General features: G+C 66.2%; 6 protein-coding genes. 2 read left to right on the top strand and 4 right to left on the bottom strand.

Annotation, left to right across the window (positions count from 1 at the left end):
* The first annotated feature begins 245 nt into the window (after positions 1-245).
* Both ACSQ9E_RS16950 and ACSQ9E_RS16945 read left to right on the top strand, forming a co-directional pair.
* Positions 246-2177, top strand: coding sequence for a YhgE/Pip family protein (locus ACSQ9E_RS16950; RefSeq protein WP_436218580.1), 1932 nt, complete (start codon positions 246-248; stop codon positions 2175-2177).
* 100 nt (positions 2178-2277) lie between these two features.
* A complete protein-coding gene (locus ACSQ9E_RS16945) occupies positions 2278-2769 on the top strand; it encodes a hypothetical protein (protein ID WP_436218579.1) in 492 nt (163 codons plus the stop codon).
* A gap of 3 nt (positions 2770-2772) precedes the next feature.
* On the opposite strand, the gene ACSQ9E_RS16940 is transcribed toward ACSQ9E_RS16945, so the two are convergent.
* The 4 genes from ACSQ9E_RS16940 to ACSQ9E_RS16925 all read right to left on the bottom strand — a co-directional run bounded on the left by ACSQ9E_RS16940 (position 2773) and on the right by ACSQ9E_RS16925 (position 15944).
* The gene (locus tag ACSQ9E_RS16940) at positions 2773-6924 is read right to left on the bottom strand and encodes a DUF4347 domain-containing protein (RefSeq protein WP_436218578.1); all 4152 of its coding nucleotides are present in this window, start codon (positions 6922-6924) and stop codon (positions 2773-2775) included.
* Between the two features lie 102 nt (positions 6925-7026).
* Positions 7027-7872 (bottom strand): 2OG-Fe(II) oxygenase, encoded by an 846-nt coding sequence (locus tag ACSQ9E_RS16935; RefSeq protein WP_436218577.1) that lies wholly within the window; start codon positions 7870-7872, stop codon positions 7027-7029.
* Positions 7862-8779: a hypothetical protein gene (locus ACSQ9E_RS16930; RefSeq protein ID WP_057269348.1), complete on the bottom strand. Its 918-nt coding sequence runs from the start codon at positions 8777-8779 to the stop codon at positions 7862-7864. Before ACSQ9E_RS16930 ends, ACSQ9E_RS16935 begins: the two co-directional genes overlap by 11 nt.
* 253 nt (positions 8780-9032) lie before the next feature.
* A complete protein-coding gene (locus ACSQ9E_RS16925; RefSeq protein WP_436218576.1) occupies positions 9033-15944 on the bottom strand; it encodes a DUF4347 domain-containing protein in 6912 nt (2303 codons plus the stop codon).
* Positions 15945-16183 lie beyond the last annotated feature (239 nt).

Here is a 16183-nt window from a genome sequence, read left to right as displayed (position 1 = left end):
CCTAAGCTGGTGCGCAGCTGCGAAGCCCTGTTCAATTGCCTGGCCACACTGCCGCTCGCTACATAAATCTTTACACATTTGCACTGTAGCGCCGAGGGCGCAGCATCTGCGAAACCGCGCACTTCAAGGCACACTCCGGGGCATAACGGCAAGGTACTCCAGACGCCTGCAGCGCAACGCCGCAAGGGCCTGTTTCGCCTTGCCGTGCAAAACACAACAACACGACAAAAGCCGCCCCGCCGCCCATGCGCCTGTTCAGCAACGCATTGCGCGTCTCGATGCTCGAGGCGCGGTTGTTTCGCCGCTTTCCCAAGCTGCGCTGGTCGCTGCTGGGCGTGGTGGTGATACCGGCGTTCTATGCCTTCATCTACCTCGAATCGGTGTGGGACCCTGCCAGCCACACCGGCAACCTGCCGGCCGCCATCGTCAACCTAGACCGGGGTGCCATGGCCAACGGCCAGGCGGTGAACCTGGGCATGGACCTGGCGCAGACCTTGAAGGACAAGCAGCAGTTCGGCTTCTACGAAGAGGGCGACCCCGATGCTGCGCGGCGCGCCGTGCGCCAGGGCAAGAGTTTGTTTGCGCTGGTCATCCCTGCCGACTTCAGTGCCGGGGCCATGGCGGCTGGCTCGCCGGGGGCGGGCAAGCTGGTGGTGTTTGCGTCCGAGGGCAACAACTACGCGGGTGCCGGCTTTGCCAAGCGTTTTGCCGAAGAGCTGGGCCACCAGGTCAACGAGTCGCTCAACGAAAAGCGCTGGGAGGTGGTGCTGGGCGCCAGCTCTTCGGCGGCCGACAGCCTGCAGCGCCTGCACGAGGGCGTGGCCCGCTTGCGTGAGGGGGCGGCGGCGCTGCACAGTGGCACGGGCAAGGCCGAGGGCGGCTCGGCCCAGTTGGCCAAGGGCGCAACGGATCTCTCCACCGGTGTGGCACAGCTGGGCGATGGCATGAAGCAACTGGGAGCGGGGGCCCGCACGCTCGATGCGAAAAAGCCCGAGCCTGCCGACCTGCAGACCCTCAAGACCGGCGCCGCGCAACTGGCCAGCGGGCATGGCGAGTTCAAGCAGGCCCTGCCGCAGCTGGAAGATGGTGCGCAGCGCCTGGCCGATGGGGCAGGGCAGTTGCGCGATGAGTCGAAATCCATCCTCTTCGTGGGCGACAAGGTCTCGGGCGCCGCCGGGCAGTTGGCCGATGGCGCCACCCAATTGCGTGGCGGCCTGCAGCAGGCCGGCCAGGGCGAGGCCAAACTGGCCGAGGGCGCGCAGGCCCTGTCGCAAGGCGTGGCCCAGATGGCGGACGGCTTTGCCGCCTATTCGGCCGGCGCATCCACGCTGGCAGCCAAGGTGCCGGCCGATGCCAAGGTGGACCAGTTGGTGGACGGCAGCAAGGCGCTGGCGGGCGCCGCCAGCGAGCTGCGCACAGGCCTGCTGAAGGTGAAGGATGGATCTTCGCAACTGGTGCTGGGGCTCGACACGCTGGAGGCCGCCCTGCCCACCGTCGGCCCGGGGATGGAGGGCACGGCCAGCGGCCTGGCGATCTCGGTCCAGCCGCAGATCGAGATCGATGCGCCGGTCAAGAACAACGGCATGGGCCTGGCGCCCAACTTCATTCCCATCGCGCTGTGGCTGGGCGCGGTGATGACGGCCTTCATCTTCCACCTGCGCCGCCTGCCCGAAGAGGCGGCGGGCTACTCGCGCGTGTCGCTGCTGCTGGGCAAGCTCGGGGTGCTGTGGAGCGTCAACCTGGTGCAGACCGCCTGCGTGCTGCTCATGGTCTGGTTCATGCTGGGCATACAAGCCGTCAACACCCTGGGCCTGGCGCTTTCCATGGCGGTCACGTCGCTGACCTTCATGCTCGTCATACTGGCCCTGGTGCGCGCCTTTGGCGACGTGGGCAAGGCCATCGCCCTGATCCTCATGGTGCTGCAGCTGTCGTCCGCCGGCGGCGTGCTGCCGGTGGAGCTGACCAGCGCCTTCTACCGCGACATCAGCCCCTGGCTGCCCTTCACCTGGTCCATCAAGGCCGTGCGCGCCAGCGCCTTTGGGGCCCTGGGCGGCGAGTGGGGCATGGCGCTGGCCGTGCTGGGCCTGTTTGCGGTGGGGGCCTTCGTGTTCTCGCTGCTGGTGGGGCAGTGGAAGTTTGTGCCACCCGAGGAGCACCGACCGGCGATGGACATATGAGCCGGCACTGCCGGCCGGGCCGGGTGGGGTGACAGAAGGGCGGTGAAGCCCTGGGGGCTGGTGGTAGATTCGTTCAGCCCTTCCTCCCCTTGCTGCCCCCATGTCCGCCATTTTGTTTTTGCTGGTCGTCCTGTTCTGGGGGGCGGTCGCGTCGGCATTGGTGTTCAAGCTGGTCAGGCGCATCCCCGTGGCCACTGGATGGCGGGCGGCGCTGTGGTTCGTGGCCACGCCCCTGCTGTTGGTGGCCCCCATGGCCGATGAGATCGCCGGGGCCCGGCAGTTCGAGGCGCTGTGCCGGCCGGAGAACGCGATCAAGGTGCACTTCAAGGTCGCGCACCCGCGCGACCTGCTCGAGGTGTTCCAGCAGCGCGATACGGTGCCGGGCCGGCTGATTCCCATCAGCATCCAGCAGGTGGACTACCTGGACGGCAAGACAGGCACCCTGGCCGCGTCGATCAAGGTCTACAGCACCGAGGGCGGCTGGTTCTCGCGCAAGATCCTGCACGGCTGGGGCCCCTGGTTCGGACGCGGGCAATGCAGCCCGCACCCGGGCCAGGTGCGACAGTGGCTCACCCTGGCGGGAACCATCTGACACTCAGGCGAACTCAATCCCCTTGGCCGTGAGGCCCACCAGGTCGATGCGCACGGCCGTGGCCTCCAGGTTGCCCGCCATCACCACCAGATCGGGGGCCGACACCCCCCCAGCCATGATGTCGGTCAGCAGCTTGAGTTCGCTGTCGGTGCCCGCCCGGCCCACCACATTGGTCCACAGCGTCTGCGCAATCTGCGTGGGCGTGCTCGCTCCCAGCAACTGCAGCCCCAGCCCGGCAATGGTCTGGCTGCTGGCCCCGGCATCCAGCAGCCGGATCACCTCGCCCACCACGCCCTTGTTGGCCAGCAAAGCCGGCCCGCCCAGGGCACCCAGCAGCTTGGCCGCTTCGCCCGCATGGCCGTTCAGGTCCAAGGCCAGCTTGGTGTCATTGAACGTGACCCGCTCCACCCGCGTCACATCCAGCATCGCCCCATCCGTCAGGCGCTGCAGGGTGAAGCTGCCATTGTTCTGCGATTGCACATAGGTCTGTGAGAGGGTTGCCGGGATGACCACGGTGTCGATGCCTGCACCCCCATCCACATACCGGGCCAGGCCCAGCGTCGGCGTGATGGTGTTGTTGCCTGCATCACCGGTCACGGTCACATCCCGCACGGCATCCACGCGCACGGCTCCCGCTGCACCCATGCCTTCCAGCAACTGCGCCGGCGTCTTGCCCGCACTCTGCTCGGGGAACACTTGGGCGAACAGCGTGGCCACTTCCAGCGCCGTCTTGCCCGTCAGGCTCTGGATGATGGCCCCCTCGCCCTGGTTCAGATCGCGGCCAATCCACTTCTGGAACAGGTAGGCACCCGCTTCTTCGGCGGCGCTGTGCGCCACCGTCAGGCTCGGGCCCGTTGCAAAGCGCACCTGCTCGACATCCACCAGCCAATCGGAGACACCGGTGGCGGTGTGCGTGAGCTTGATGCCTGCGCCTTCGAGAGTCACGGTGTAGTCGGCGCGTGTGCCCTCCTGGATCGCCACGTCAAAGCCCGTGCCCCCATTCAGGCGGTCACTGCCGGTGCCGCCCGAGAGCAGGTCATTGCCCGCGCCGCCAAACACGATGTCGTCCCCGGCATCGCCGAAGACCTGATCGTCGCCACCTTCGCTGCCCACCACATCGTTGCCGCCGCCGCCATGGATTATGTCGTCGTCCGGGCCCAGCACGATCCACTGGGCCGATCCATCGCCGCTGGCGATGTTCTGGCCGGCGCCGCCGATGACCCTGACGGCTCCGATGATGAGAGCGAACTCCACCTTGTCCAGCTGGATCACGGAGCCCGGCGGCAGGCCTCGCGCGTCGATCACCAGGGCTTCCTGGCGGTCGGGGTGCGTGGTGCTGCCTTCGCCCGTGCCGTCGGCACCGGTAATGGCGATGGGCTGGCCCGGTGCGATGCCTGGGGTGGTTGCCAGGGTGATGGTGCGCACGACGACCTGGCCCGCATTGGGCACGGTGGCCAGGTAGTTGTCGATAGCGTCCACTTGCCCACCCGCTCCAGCGGCCCCGGCGGCGGTGACGAGCTGCAGGCGCAGCGCCGCAGGGCTGGTGGCCGGCTCGGAGCCTTGCGATGTGGCGCCCACCCCCGTGGGCAAGCCTATCTGCAGCAGGGTCTCACCATTGCTGGTGGCCAGCGGTATGTCGGCCAGCTGCGGGTTGGGCGTGCCTGCATTGTCGGGCCGGCCGCTGCTGACCGGTGCAATGCTCTGCGTGGTCGTGGTCGAGCCATCCGCGTTCTGCACGGTGCTGGTCTGTACGGGAGTCCCGTCCACCACGGTCGGTGCCGGTGACGGCGCAGGTGGCGCCGGGTCCGGGGCGGGCGCGGGGGCTGGAGCGGCCACCGTGGTGAAGTTCAGGCCTTCGGCGTCGGAGATGCCGGCAAAGGCGTTGCCTGCGCCGTCCTTGAAGGCCAGGCTCTCCACCTGCAGGTAGTAGGCGGTGCCGTAGGCCAGGTCGGCATGGGGATCGATGGTGACCGCAGCGCCGGTGATGCTCAGGCTGCCGTTCAGGCTGCCCTCGCCGGATGTGACATCGAACTGCTCGATCAGCGTGCCGGCGCCGTTCTTGAGCAGCACCAGGCCTTCTCCTGCCACCACGTTTTCGGAGAAGGTCAGCATGAGGTTGGCGGTGGTGCTGACGCCGGCAGCATTGTCCAGCGGCGTGCTGGAGGACAGCACCGGCACCACACCGTCGATGGCCAGGGCCTTGTTGTTGCCCAGCGAGTTGGCCGCACCCGGTGCCGCCAGCGTCAGCGTGCTGGCATTGCCCGCCGCATCCTTGATGGTGCCGCCATTCAGTGCCAGCGCCGCGGTGCCCAGGTAGTCCAGGTCTGCCGTGGTGTCGCCCGCCTGCACGGTGTAGGTGAAGGTCAGGGCGCTGGTGCCGCTGCCACTGGTGTAGTTCACTGCACGGTCGGTGGTGCCGGTTTCCAGTGTCAGCTGGGGCGTGCCCGTGACGGTGACGGCCTCGCTGAAGTTGACCTGCAGGCTGACGGTGTTGCCAACCTTGTAGGTGCCGTTGGCGGCGCTGGAATTGACCGATGCGACCGTGGGCGCGGTGGTATCTATCACGATGGCTTTGTTGTTGCCCAGCGAGTTGGCCGCACCGGGCGCCGCCAGCGTAAGCGTGCTGGCGTTGCCTGCCATATCCTTGATGGTGCCGCCATTCAACGCCAATGCGGTGATTCCCAGGTAGTCCAGGTCTGCCGCGGTGTCGCCGGCCTGCACGGTGTACGTGAAGGTCAGTTCACTGGTGCCGCTGCCACTGGTGTAGTTCACTGCACGGTCGGTGGTGCCGGTCTCGAGCGTCAGTTGGGGCGTGCCCGTGACGGTGACGGTTTCGCTGAAATTGACCTGCAGGCTGACGGTGTCGCCCTCCTTGTAGGTGCCGTTGGCGGCGCTGGAGTTGACGCTGGTGACCTGGGGGGACACGCCGTCGATCACGATGGCTTTGTTGTTGCCGAGCGAGTTGGCCGCGCCGGGCGCCGCCAGCGTAAGGGTGCTGGCGTTGCCTGCCGTATCCTTGATGGTGCCGCCATTCAACGCCAATGCCGTGATTCCCAGGTAGTCCAGGTCTGCCGTGGTGTCGCCGGCCTGCACGGTGTATTTGAACGTCAGGGTGTTGGTGCTGCTGCCGCTTGCGTAGTTCACCACCTGGTCGGTGGCGCCGGTTTCCAGCGTCAGTTGCGGGGTACCCGTGACGATCACTGTTTCGCTGAAGATGACCCGAATGCCGACGGTGTCGCCCGCCTTGTAAGTGACGTTGGCGGCGCTGGAATTGACCGACCCGACTGCGGGCCCCGTGTTGTCGATGGTGTACAGCTGGCCTGCGGTGTAGCCGCCGGGGATGGCGTTGCCGGCCGTGTTTTGGATGCCGGTCCCTGAACTCTTGAGGTCCAGGCGCACAGTGCCATCACCGGAGATGCTGTTCACCGTCACGGTGTAGGTGTCTCCGCTCCCCGTCACGCTGGAGATAGTGCCGTTGGCAGTATTGCTTTTGGTCAGGGAGAAGTCTGAAGTATCGACCCCGCTGACGCTTTCAGAGAACTTGACGGTGAAATTGACGCTGGTAGCGTTGGTGATCGCGGTGGAGACGCGGTTGATCGAAGACACCGTGGGTAGGCCGGTGTCATCCCCCGCAAACGCCGCCCTGTACTCTACGATGTCCTGCGCATCGAACGGCAGCATCGTCTCGATCTGCCCCGCCCAATACTCCAGGTCCCAGTCGCCGCCCAGCGCCAACGCGCCAGTGCGATCAGTGGACGCTGCGACATCGGCGCCATGCAGCGCGCTGGACAGGCTGTTGACGAATGCCTGCCCATCTTCGCCCTGGGCCACCGAGCAGCCGTACAGCAGCACGTCGGAACCCGGTGCCAGGTGGCTGGCGATCTGCGCGAGCGCGCCGGCCTGCTCACCCAGGTTGGCGGTGTTCAGGCGCAACTCGCCCAGGTGCAGCTGGCCTTCGGAGCCGTGGGTGACCAGGTGCAGCGCGTCCAGCGTGCCGTAGTCGGCCAGCGCCAGTGCCAGGGCTTCCAGGCCGTTGCCGCCTGCGGGCAGCAGGATGATCGGCATGGCGGGGTCCAGGCTGGCAACCAGCGTCTCCCAGTCGGCGATACCGGCATCGATGGCGATGACTTCACGGGTGGCGGGGGTTGTGGACATGGCGGTGCCTTGTGGTCAGAAAAAGGGATGGCTGCAGCGATGGCACCGTGAGCGGTGCCGATGGCTTGCAGGGGCAGCAGATGAAGCGGTGGCGTGGCACTGTCAACCGATATGGCCGGCCATGGTGAAACGGCTGGCGCTGAAGTCTTGCGGGGCGGTTTCCACGGGCAGCACCTCGTGGAAATACTCGCTGGGGAAGAACACGATGCTGTCGTTGTGCGGAACGATGCGTGTGAACAGGGTGCGCACATAGGCGCGCGGGTCGAAGCGGCTGTCGTACAGCAGCAGGTCGCCACCGCGGTAGGGCTTGGGCTCGCGGTGAAAGTAGTAGACGAAACTGATCCGCCGACCCGTATGGCTGAGTCCGTTGTCCTGGTGGGCCTTGAAGAAGTCGCCGGCCGCATACGCCGCGATCTTGAGCTGGATGAAATCGATGTCGAACACCGGCATGCCCAGCCGCTCGCACAGCAGGGGCAGACGCTCGCTGACCGCGGCGCGCATCGCCTCGCCCGGGGAGCCCACGTCGTAGGTGACCAGCGTGCTGCGCTGCTTTTCGTACTGGTCTGCCGCCTGCAGCTCCGTCGGCCTGAAGATGTCCTGGCGCGAGATCGCGTAGTCGAGCAGGTGCTGGTTCAGCGCATGGCCGAAGAAGCCATCGAACTGCACGAAGGGGGCAGGCGCAAAATCGGATTGCGGCAGGCGTGCTGGCGCATTGCCACCATTGAAAATGGCGTTCAGCAGGTCGATGCGAGGCGCTCCGGCCTTTCGGGCATGCAGGCGCCGGTACTCCGCCGCCGCAGCGGCCATGTCGCCCCGGCGCCGGTGGATGTCTGCCAGCAGTTCGTTGTCTGGCGCGGCGATTTTGCCCGCCCCGATCAGCTCCAGCAGGCGCTGGTCGCGCGCATCGGGTGACAGCGGCGCGCGGATTGCGGTGGCTTCAGTGGGCATGCAGTGCCTCCGATGGGGTGCGCATCGCCTCCCATTGATCCCACAGCTGGTTCAGTGGCGCCATGGCGCTGCCCATGGCCTCCGACACAGGGGCGCGCTCACGCGGGCGAAAGGGGACTTCACCGGCCTGCTTGGCATCGTATTGCGCCACGTGCACCATGCGTGCCTGCTCCGCTGCGTCCAGCCTGAGGCCGAAGTGCTCGGCAATGTCGGCCATGGCGGCCGGCAGCTGGGCATAGTTGATCGCCAGAGCCCGCCCACTCCAATGCGGCAGCGGGGCGGCAAACAGGCGCTGCAGAACCTGCGCCAGCGCTTGAGGGCCATCGGCCTGGTGGCCGCCCAGGGCAGGGGCCAGTTGCGGGAGGGCCGCCCAGCGCGGCGGCCGCGCCACCAGGGATTGCAGCACGTCGACCGGGTCCCGGTAGACGAAGACCCAGGGGGTGGCGGGAAAGAGCGCCAGCAACTGCGGCAGGTGCAGCAGGTTCCAACTGGTGAATTTGATGAAGCAGTCCACACCGACAGCCGTGCCGCACAGGGCGTGTATCAGCCCCTTGAGCTGCGGCCACTTTGCCTGTGGGTCCAAGCCGTGGGCCAGCAGCCACTGGTTCACGGGCGCAGGCTCCGATACCACGCGGTGGCGGGGTATGCCGGCCAGGCTGCGGCTCACCAGGGTGGACCCGCAGCGCGACACGTGGAAGATGAAGCCCGCCGGTGCCTTGGCCGGCGCCACCTCTGCCAGCGCCTCCAGGGGCGTGAGCTTCTGCACGGCGTTTGCCTGGACCAGCGCGTCGATGGTCTGGCGAAAGAAGGGTTCTGTGAACAGCGGCTTGGCGCCGGGGTGGATCCATCGAACAAGGCTGCGCTGGCCGGCAGTGGTCAGTTCACAGGGAATCCAGTCGGTGCTCATGCGCGTTTGCCACTTTCATAGGGAAGCACTTCATGGTGGCAATGCATTCGATTGAGGTCGCGCGGGTCTCGAGCGGGCCATCATGGCCCTAGAAGCTGCGCCCCCAGCACCTGCAGCGCCATCGCTGCAGTGCCCACGATTTGTATCATATTGCAACTTCGCTGTAAGGGTATTTGCCGGCCTTTGCGGGCCGGCCAGCCCGGGGGGGCTGGGGCAGGGCAGGGCCCTGCCTTTGATGCAAGCCAGGCTGGCTTCAAGCGAACTCAATCCCCTTGGCCGTCAGCCCCACCAGATCAATCCGCACCGCGTTCATCTCCAGATTCGCCGCCATCACCGTCAGCTCGGAGGCTGATACCCCCCCAGCCATGATGTCGGTCAGCAGCTTGAGTTCGCTGTCGGTGCCCGCCCGGCCCACCACATTCGTCCACAGCGTCTGCGCAATCTGCGTAGGCGTGCTCGCTCCCAAGAGCTGCAGCCCCAGCCCCGCGATGGTCTGGCTGCTGGCCCCGGCATCCAGCAGCCGGATCACCTCGCCCACCACGCCCTTGTTGGCCAGCAAAGCCGGCCCGCCCAGGGCACCCAGCAGCTTGGCCGCTTCGCCCGCATGGCCGTTCAGGTCCAAGGCCAGCCTGGTGTCATTGAACGTGACCCGCTCCACCCGCGTCACATCCAGCATCGCCCCATCCGTCAGGCGTTGCAAGGTGAAGCTGCCATTGTTCTGGGATTGCACATAGGTCTGTGAGAGGGTTGCCGGGATGACGACTGTGTCGATGCCTGCACCCCCATCCACATACCGGGCCAGGCCCAGCGTCGGCGTGATGGTGTTGTTGCCTGCATCACCGGTCACGGTCACATCCCGCACGGCATCCACGCGCACGGCTCCCGCTGCACCCATGCCTTCCAGCAATTGGGCAGGCGTCTTGCCCGCACTCTGCTCGGGGAAGACCTGGGCGAACAGCGTCGCCACTTCCAGCGCCGTCTTGCCCGTCAGGCTCTGGATGATGGCCCCCTCGCCCTGGTTCAGATCGCGGCCAATCCACTTCTGGAACAGATAGGCGCCTGCTTCTTCGGCGGCGCTGTGCGCCACCGTGAGGCTCGGGCCCGTTGCAAAGCGCACCTGCTCCACATCCACCAGCCAATCGGAGACACCGGTGGCGGTGTGCGTGAGCTTGATGCCTGCGCCTTCCAGCACGACGGTGTAGTCGGCGCGTGTGCCTTCCTGGATCGCCACGTCAAAGCCCGTGCCCCCATTCAGGCGGTCACTGCCCGTGCCACCGGAGAGCAGGTCATTGCCTGCGCCGCCAAACACGATGTCGTCGCCGGCATCGCCAAAGACCTGGTCATCGCCGCCCTCGCTGCCCACCACATCGTTGCCGCCGCCGCCATGGACGATGTCGTCATCGGGGCCGAGCACGATCCACTGGGCACCGCTGTCGCCGCTGGCCATGTTCTGGCCCGCGCCGCCGATGACGCGCACATTGCCCACCACGGCGATGAACTCGATGTTGTCCACCTGGATCACCGAACCTGCAGGCAGGCCGCGCGCGTCGATGATCACCGCCTGCTTGCCATCGGCAGGGTTGGCGCTGCCGTTGATGACGAGCGGCACGCTGGGATTGAAGCCCACCCCTGCCGTAGGCTTCAAGATCTGCACCGACAGCGGTTCATTGGGCCCCAGGGTGGCATAGAACACCTGGCCGGCGTTGGTCAGCTCGGGGTTGTTGCCGGTCACGCGCTCGATGCGGAACCCCAGTTCTGCCAGGGCCGCAGCCCCTGTGGACGTGCCGGAGAGGCCTTCAGCCGACAGCCCCACCCCGGTGGGCACGCTGACGGAGACGATGGAATGGCCATCGGCTGCCTTGACGATAGGGATGTCGGCCAGCGGAGTGGGTGTGCCTGCGGTATCGGGCCGGGTGGGCAGCACCACCGGCACGGTGATGATGGTGGAGCCTGCAGGGCCCGACTCGGTGGTGACGGGCACGCCGTCGATGGTGGTGGCCGGTGGGGTGCCGCCGCCAGAATCGACTGCAATGGCCGTGCTGACCACCGTGGTGGTGTTGTTCAGCACCGCCGACGCAATGCCGTCATTGACGCTGATCGTGAACGTGGTGGTCTCGGTCGCCCCCGGAGCCACACGACCCACTGCCGGTTTGAACACCAGGGCGCGAAGCGCGGCCTGGATGTCGGCGGGGGTGCCTGCCGCATGGGTGTACGTGAGCCCGCCATCGGCGGTGGAGAAGCCCGAGGCCGTGAGCGAGGCCGCAGTGAACGCCCCCTTGGCCGCAGTGTCCAGCGTGATGATCACCGTCTCCGAAGCACCCACATCCGGGTCGCTGATGACGATGCCCGCGAACGGAGAAACCGTCGCGTTGTCGTTGACGGCTTGCCCCGCCACGACCCCACTCACGGCGGGCGCCACGTTGTTGCCAGAGACCGTGACCGAATTGCCAAACAGGTCCGCAATCACCACCGCCACGGCCGCACCCGTGTTCCAGTCCTCCAGCATGCCGATGTTGTAGGTGGTGGTGTCGGTGGAGCTCGTGCCATCCTTGTTCAGCCGCAACGCCAACTGGGCCTTGTCGTTGGCGCTCATGGTCATGGTGAAGCTGGTGTTGGACGTGATGTCCACATTGGACGTATCGGTCAGCGTGTAGTTGAACGCCCCCTGGCCCAGAAAGCGAATGCGGTTGGCCGTGATGTCATTGTTCGCCCCGGTCAGCGAGAGGAAGTTGTTGCCCGTGACCACCAGCACGCCGGTGGCCACGTTGTAGGTGGCGCTGGTGACGGTGGGGGCCACCACATTGGTCACCGTGACACCATTGCCCGTCAGGTCGGCCACCACCACGGCGGCGTCTGCCCCGGCGGCCCAGTCCTCTGCGGCGATCAGGTTGTACGTATTGACACTGGTGGAGCTGGTGCCGTTCTTGTTCATGATCAGGTTGGCACCCAGGCGGTCGGCCGCGCTCAGGGTCAGCGTGAAACTGGTGCCGCTGGTGATCTCCACATTGCTGGTGGTGGTCAGCGTGTAGCTGGCACCGCCTTCGCCCTGCAGGCTCAGCTTGTTGGCCACGATGTCATTGACCGCGCCGGACGCAGCTGTGAGCCCGGTACCGGTGACCGTCAGCACGCCGGTGTTGGCGTTGTAGACGGAGCTGGTGATGGTCGGGACAGCCACGTTGCTCACCGTGATGGGCGAAGTGGCATCGGCAATGTCGCCGCCGGTGACCACGCTGTTCCAGTCGTCGGCCGCAGCCAGGTTGTAGGTGGTGCCGCTGGTGGACGTGGTGCCGTTCTTGTTGAACAGGGCCTCCACAGCCACCTGGTCTGCGCCGGCCAGGGTCACGGCAAAGCTGGTGCCCGAGATCACTTCGACGTTGCCCGTGGTGCTCAGCGAGCGGGTGGTACCACCTTCGCCAGTGATGGTCAGGTTGGACACCGTGACGTCGTTCGTTGCCCCCAGGGTCTGGACCAGACCCGTGCCGGTCACGGTGAGGACGTGGGTGGTGACGTCGTAGGTGGCCGAGGTGATGGTGGGTGCCGAGACATTCGACACGGTCACCGCGTTGCCCGTCAGGTCTGCACCCGAGGTGGTCGTCGCATCCCAGCTGGCGGCGGCGGCCAGGTTGAAGGTGGTGGCGTCTGCGGCCGTGGTGCCGGCCTTGTTCAGCAGGCCGCCCACGGCCAGCTTGTCTGCGGCGTTCAGGGTGACCGAGAACGCCGTGGCGCTGGCAGCGGCGACGTTGCCACTGGTCAGGGTGTAGGAGCCCCCGCCCTGGCCGACGACCGACAGCTTGGAGACGTCGATGGTGTCGCCGGTGACGATGTTCACGGCCGATACCGAGAGGATGCCGGTGGCGGCATCGTAGGTGGAAGAAAGGATGCTTGGGGCGGCGTTGGCAACGGTGATGCCGTTGCCGGTGAGGTCGGCGATGTTGCCGCCCGTGACCACGCTGTTCCAGTCATCGGCCGCCGCGATGTTGTAGGTGGTGGCGCTGCTGGCCGAAGAAATACCGTTCTTGTTGAGCAACGAGGCGACGCCGGCGATGTCTGCGCCCGTGAGGGTGACGGTGAAGCTGGTGGCCGAAGTCACTTCCACATTGCCCGTGGTGGACAGGGTGCGGGTGGCACCGCCCTCGCCGGTGATGGTCAGGGTGGACACCGTGACGTCGTTGGTGGCGCCGATGGTCTTGACCAGGCCGGTGCCGGTGACCACCAGGGTGTTGGTGGTGCCGTCGTAGGTAGCCGAGGTGACGGTGGGGGCGGCCACGTTGGAGACGGTGACACCGTTGCCCGTGAGGTCGGCCGCAGCGCCGACAGTGGAATTCCAGCCCGTGGCCCCGGCCAGGTTGAAGGTGGTGGTATCGACTGCGCTTGTGCCGTTGTTGTTCAGTACGCCGTTGAGGGCCAGCTTGTCTGCGGCATTCAGGGTGACGGAGAACGCCGTGGCGCTGGTGGTGGTGACGTTGGTGCTGGTCAGCGTGTAGCTGCCAGCCTGGCCGGTGAGGGACAGCTTGGATACATCGATGGCATCACCGGTCACCATGCCGGTGCCGGTGACGGACAGGATGCCGGTGGCGGCATCGTAGGTGGCCGAGGTGAGGGTGGGCGAGACCACGTTGGAGACCGTGATGCCGTTGCCTGTGGTGTCGGCGATATTCAGTGCAGCATCGGCACCATTGGCCCAATCGTCTGCCGCAGCCAAGTTGTAGGTGGTGCCGCCTGCGGATTGTGTGCCGTTGGCGGTGACCAGCGTGCGCAGGCCGTTTTTGTCGGTAGCGGACAGGGTGAGCGTGAACCCCGTGTCCGAGGTGATCTCCACGTTGGAGGTATCGGTCAGCGTGTAAGTGCCGCCGCCCTGGCCGGTGAGGGTGAACTTGTTGGCAATGATGTCGTTGGTGGCGCCACTGCGGTGCGTGAAGCCGGTGCCTGTGACCACCAGGGTGCCGGTGCTGGCATCGTAGGTGGCCGAGGTCACGGTGGGGGCCGCGACGGTGGCAGTGACGCCATTGCCCGTGAGGTCTGCAACCACCACGGCGGCATCAGCCCCGGCAGCCCAGTCCTCTGCTGCGGCCACGTTGTACGTGGTGCCGCCGGTGGAACTGCTGCCGTTCTTGTTGATGATCTGGTTGATGCCGGATTTGTCGGTAGCGCTCAGGGTCAGCGTGAACGCCGTGTTCGATGTGGTGGCGATATCGACATTGGCCGTGTCGGTCAGGGTGTAGGTGGCACCGCCCTCGCCGGTCAGGGTGAACTTGTTGGCGATGATGTCGTTGTTGACGCCCGTCAGCTGCACCAGGCCGGTACCCACAAAACTGAGAGTCCCTGTGGAGGCGTCGTACGTGGCCGACGTAATCGTCGGTACAGGCACATTCGAGACAGTCAGCGGGTTGGTGGCGTCGGAGATGTCGCCGTTCGTGATCGTGCTGTTCCAGTCATCGAAGGCGACGACGTTGTAGGTCGAGCCGCTGGAGGATGTGGCGCCATTCTTGTTGAGCAGGCTGTCAACAACGATCCGGTCGTTGCCGGACAGCTGCACCGCAAAGCTGGTGGCATCCGTCACTTCGACATTGCTCGATATCACCAGGGTGCGGCCCGTGCCGCCCTCGCCGACGATGCGCAGCTTGTTCACGGTGATGTCATTGGTCGCGCCAACGACCTTGACCAGACCGGTACCGGTGACGGTCAGTATTCCGGTGGCAGCGTCGTAGCTGGCCGAGGTGATGGTGGGGGCGGTGACGTTGCTGACCGTGACGCCGTTGCCGGTGAGGTCGGCGGGGGCGGACGCCGTGGTGTCCCAGTTGGCAGCGCCAGCCAGATTGAAAGTGGTGCCGCCGGCGGCCGAGGTGCCGTTGTTGTTCAGCACGCCATTGATGGCCAGCTTGTCTGCGGAGTTCAACGTCACCGAAAACGCCGTGGCGCTGGTGGCCGTGGTGTTGGCGGTGGTCAGGGTGTAGCTTGCGCCACCCTGGCCGGTGAGGCTGAGCTTGGTAACGTCGATGGTGTCCCCGTTGGTCATGCCGGCGGCTGTGACCGACAGAACGCCGTTGGAGGCATCGTAGGTGGCGCTGGTGATGGTGGCGGGTGGCACTGCAGCCGCCACCACGATGTCGTCGATGTAGATCGAGATATCGGCAGCGCCGTTCTGCTGCACGATTCGCACTTCGTCCACGTACTGCCACTGGGAGCCCGATACCGAAACGGTGGTGTTGCTGCCGAATGCCGGTGCCGTGAAGTTCTGCGTGGCGCCCGAGACGGCACTGCCGTTCAGGTAGCCGACGAGTCGGTAGGTGTTGGCACCCCCGCCGTTTTCCACGGTGATGGAGACAAAGGAAAACTCCTCGCCCGTGGTCGCCTTGAGCACCCCCGCAGCCTGGGTACCGCTGGAAGCAGCGACATAGGTGCCGTTCATGTATGCCGCGTGGTCGCTGCCCCCGTCGGCCATGGACGTGTCGGTGCTCAGTTGCGTCACGTCGACATAGCCCCCGGCATCCTGGGTTCCGGCGCTGTTCAATAGGGTGAATGTCCAGCCATTGATCGGGCGTGCCACCCCGGTCGTGCCCTGGCTTTGGCCGGTACCGCCATTGACGGCGACCCCGTCGAAGGTTTCGCTGACCGGCGCTGCCAGCAAGCCGCCGTAGGATGCCGGCCCCTCCATGGCGGGGGTATGTATCGCACCGTGCTGGCGCCCCAGCAACCAGTCGCCGCCCAAGGCTGCCGCACCTGTGAGGTTGGTCGATGCGGCAACGCTGGCACCGAAAAAGTCTGACAGGGTGCGCAGTAGTGCAGCGCCCGCAGCGCCTGCCCCTGAGTGACACCCATAGAGCAGTACGTCACCATCTTCTGCCAGAGTGGTGCCGATGGAACGCAGCATGTCGGCATGGCCAGGCGCATTGCCCGCATCCAGCACGGTGGTTCCCCAGTGAAGGCGGCCGTGGCTGCCATGGGACAGCACATGCAGCGCGCCGATGCCGCTTCGCCCCTGCAGGTGCGCGGCCATCTGCGCCAGCCCATCGCTCCAGCCATCGATCATCACCACCTCGGCACCTTCGGGCGCGGCGGCCGCCAGCATCTGCCAGTCGTGCAGGTCATCGAACACGAAGACCAGCTCAACAGAGTCGCGTGTGCCCGGTGGCAGGTAGTTGTCGGTGGCGTTCGGGCTGGTCATGGGCGTTTCCTCATGGATGTGGCAGACCTGCTGCCCGCCGGAGCGGGGCGGTCGCCATGTGTTCTGGATTGACGGGGGCAAGTGGCGCACAGGCCTGACAAGACCTGCAACGGCACTGCCGCGTGGTGCGCGGCATCCCGGAACATGGGCGGGTCACAGCGGGCGACGGGTGCGTGCATGTAGAGGGGCCCTGCCCATCGTCAGGTGGGGCACCCCTGCTGCGGTCGCACACTGTGAAA

This window comes from Acidovorax sp. LjRoot118, assembly GCF_964253575.1.
Taxonomy (GTDB): domain Bacteria; phylum Pseudomonadota; class Gammaproteobacteria; order Burkholderiales; family Burkholderiaceae_C; genus Acidovorax.
The sequence above is the reverse complement of the archived record's forward strand: the minus strand, read 5'-3'. Positions and strand labels throughout refer to the sequence as shown.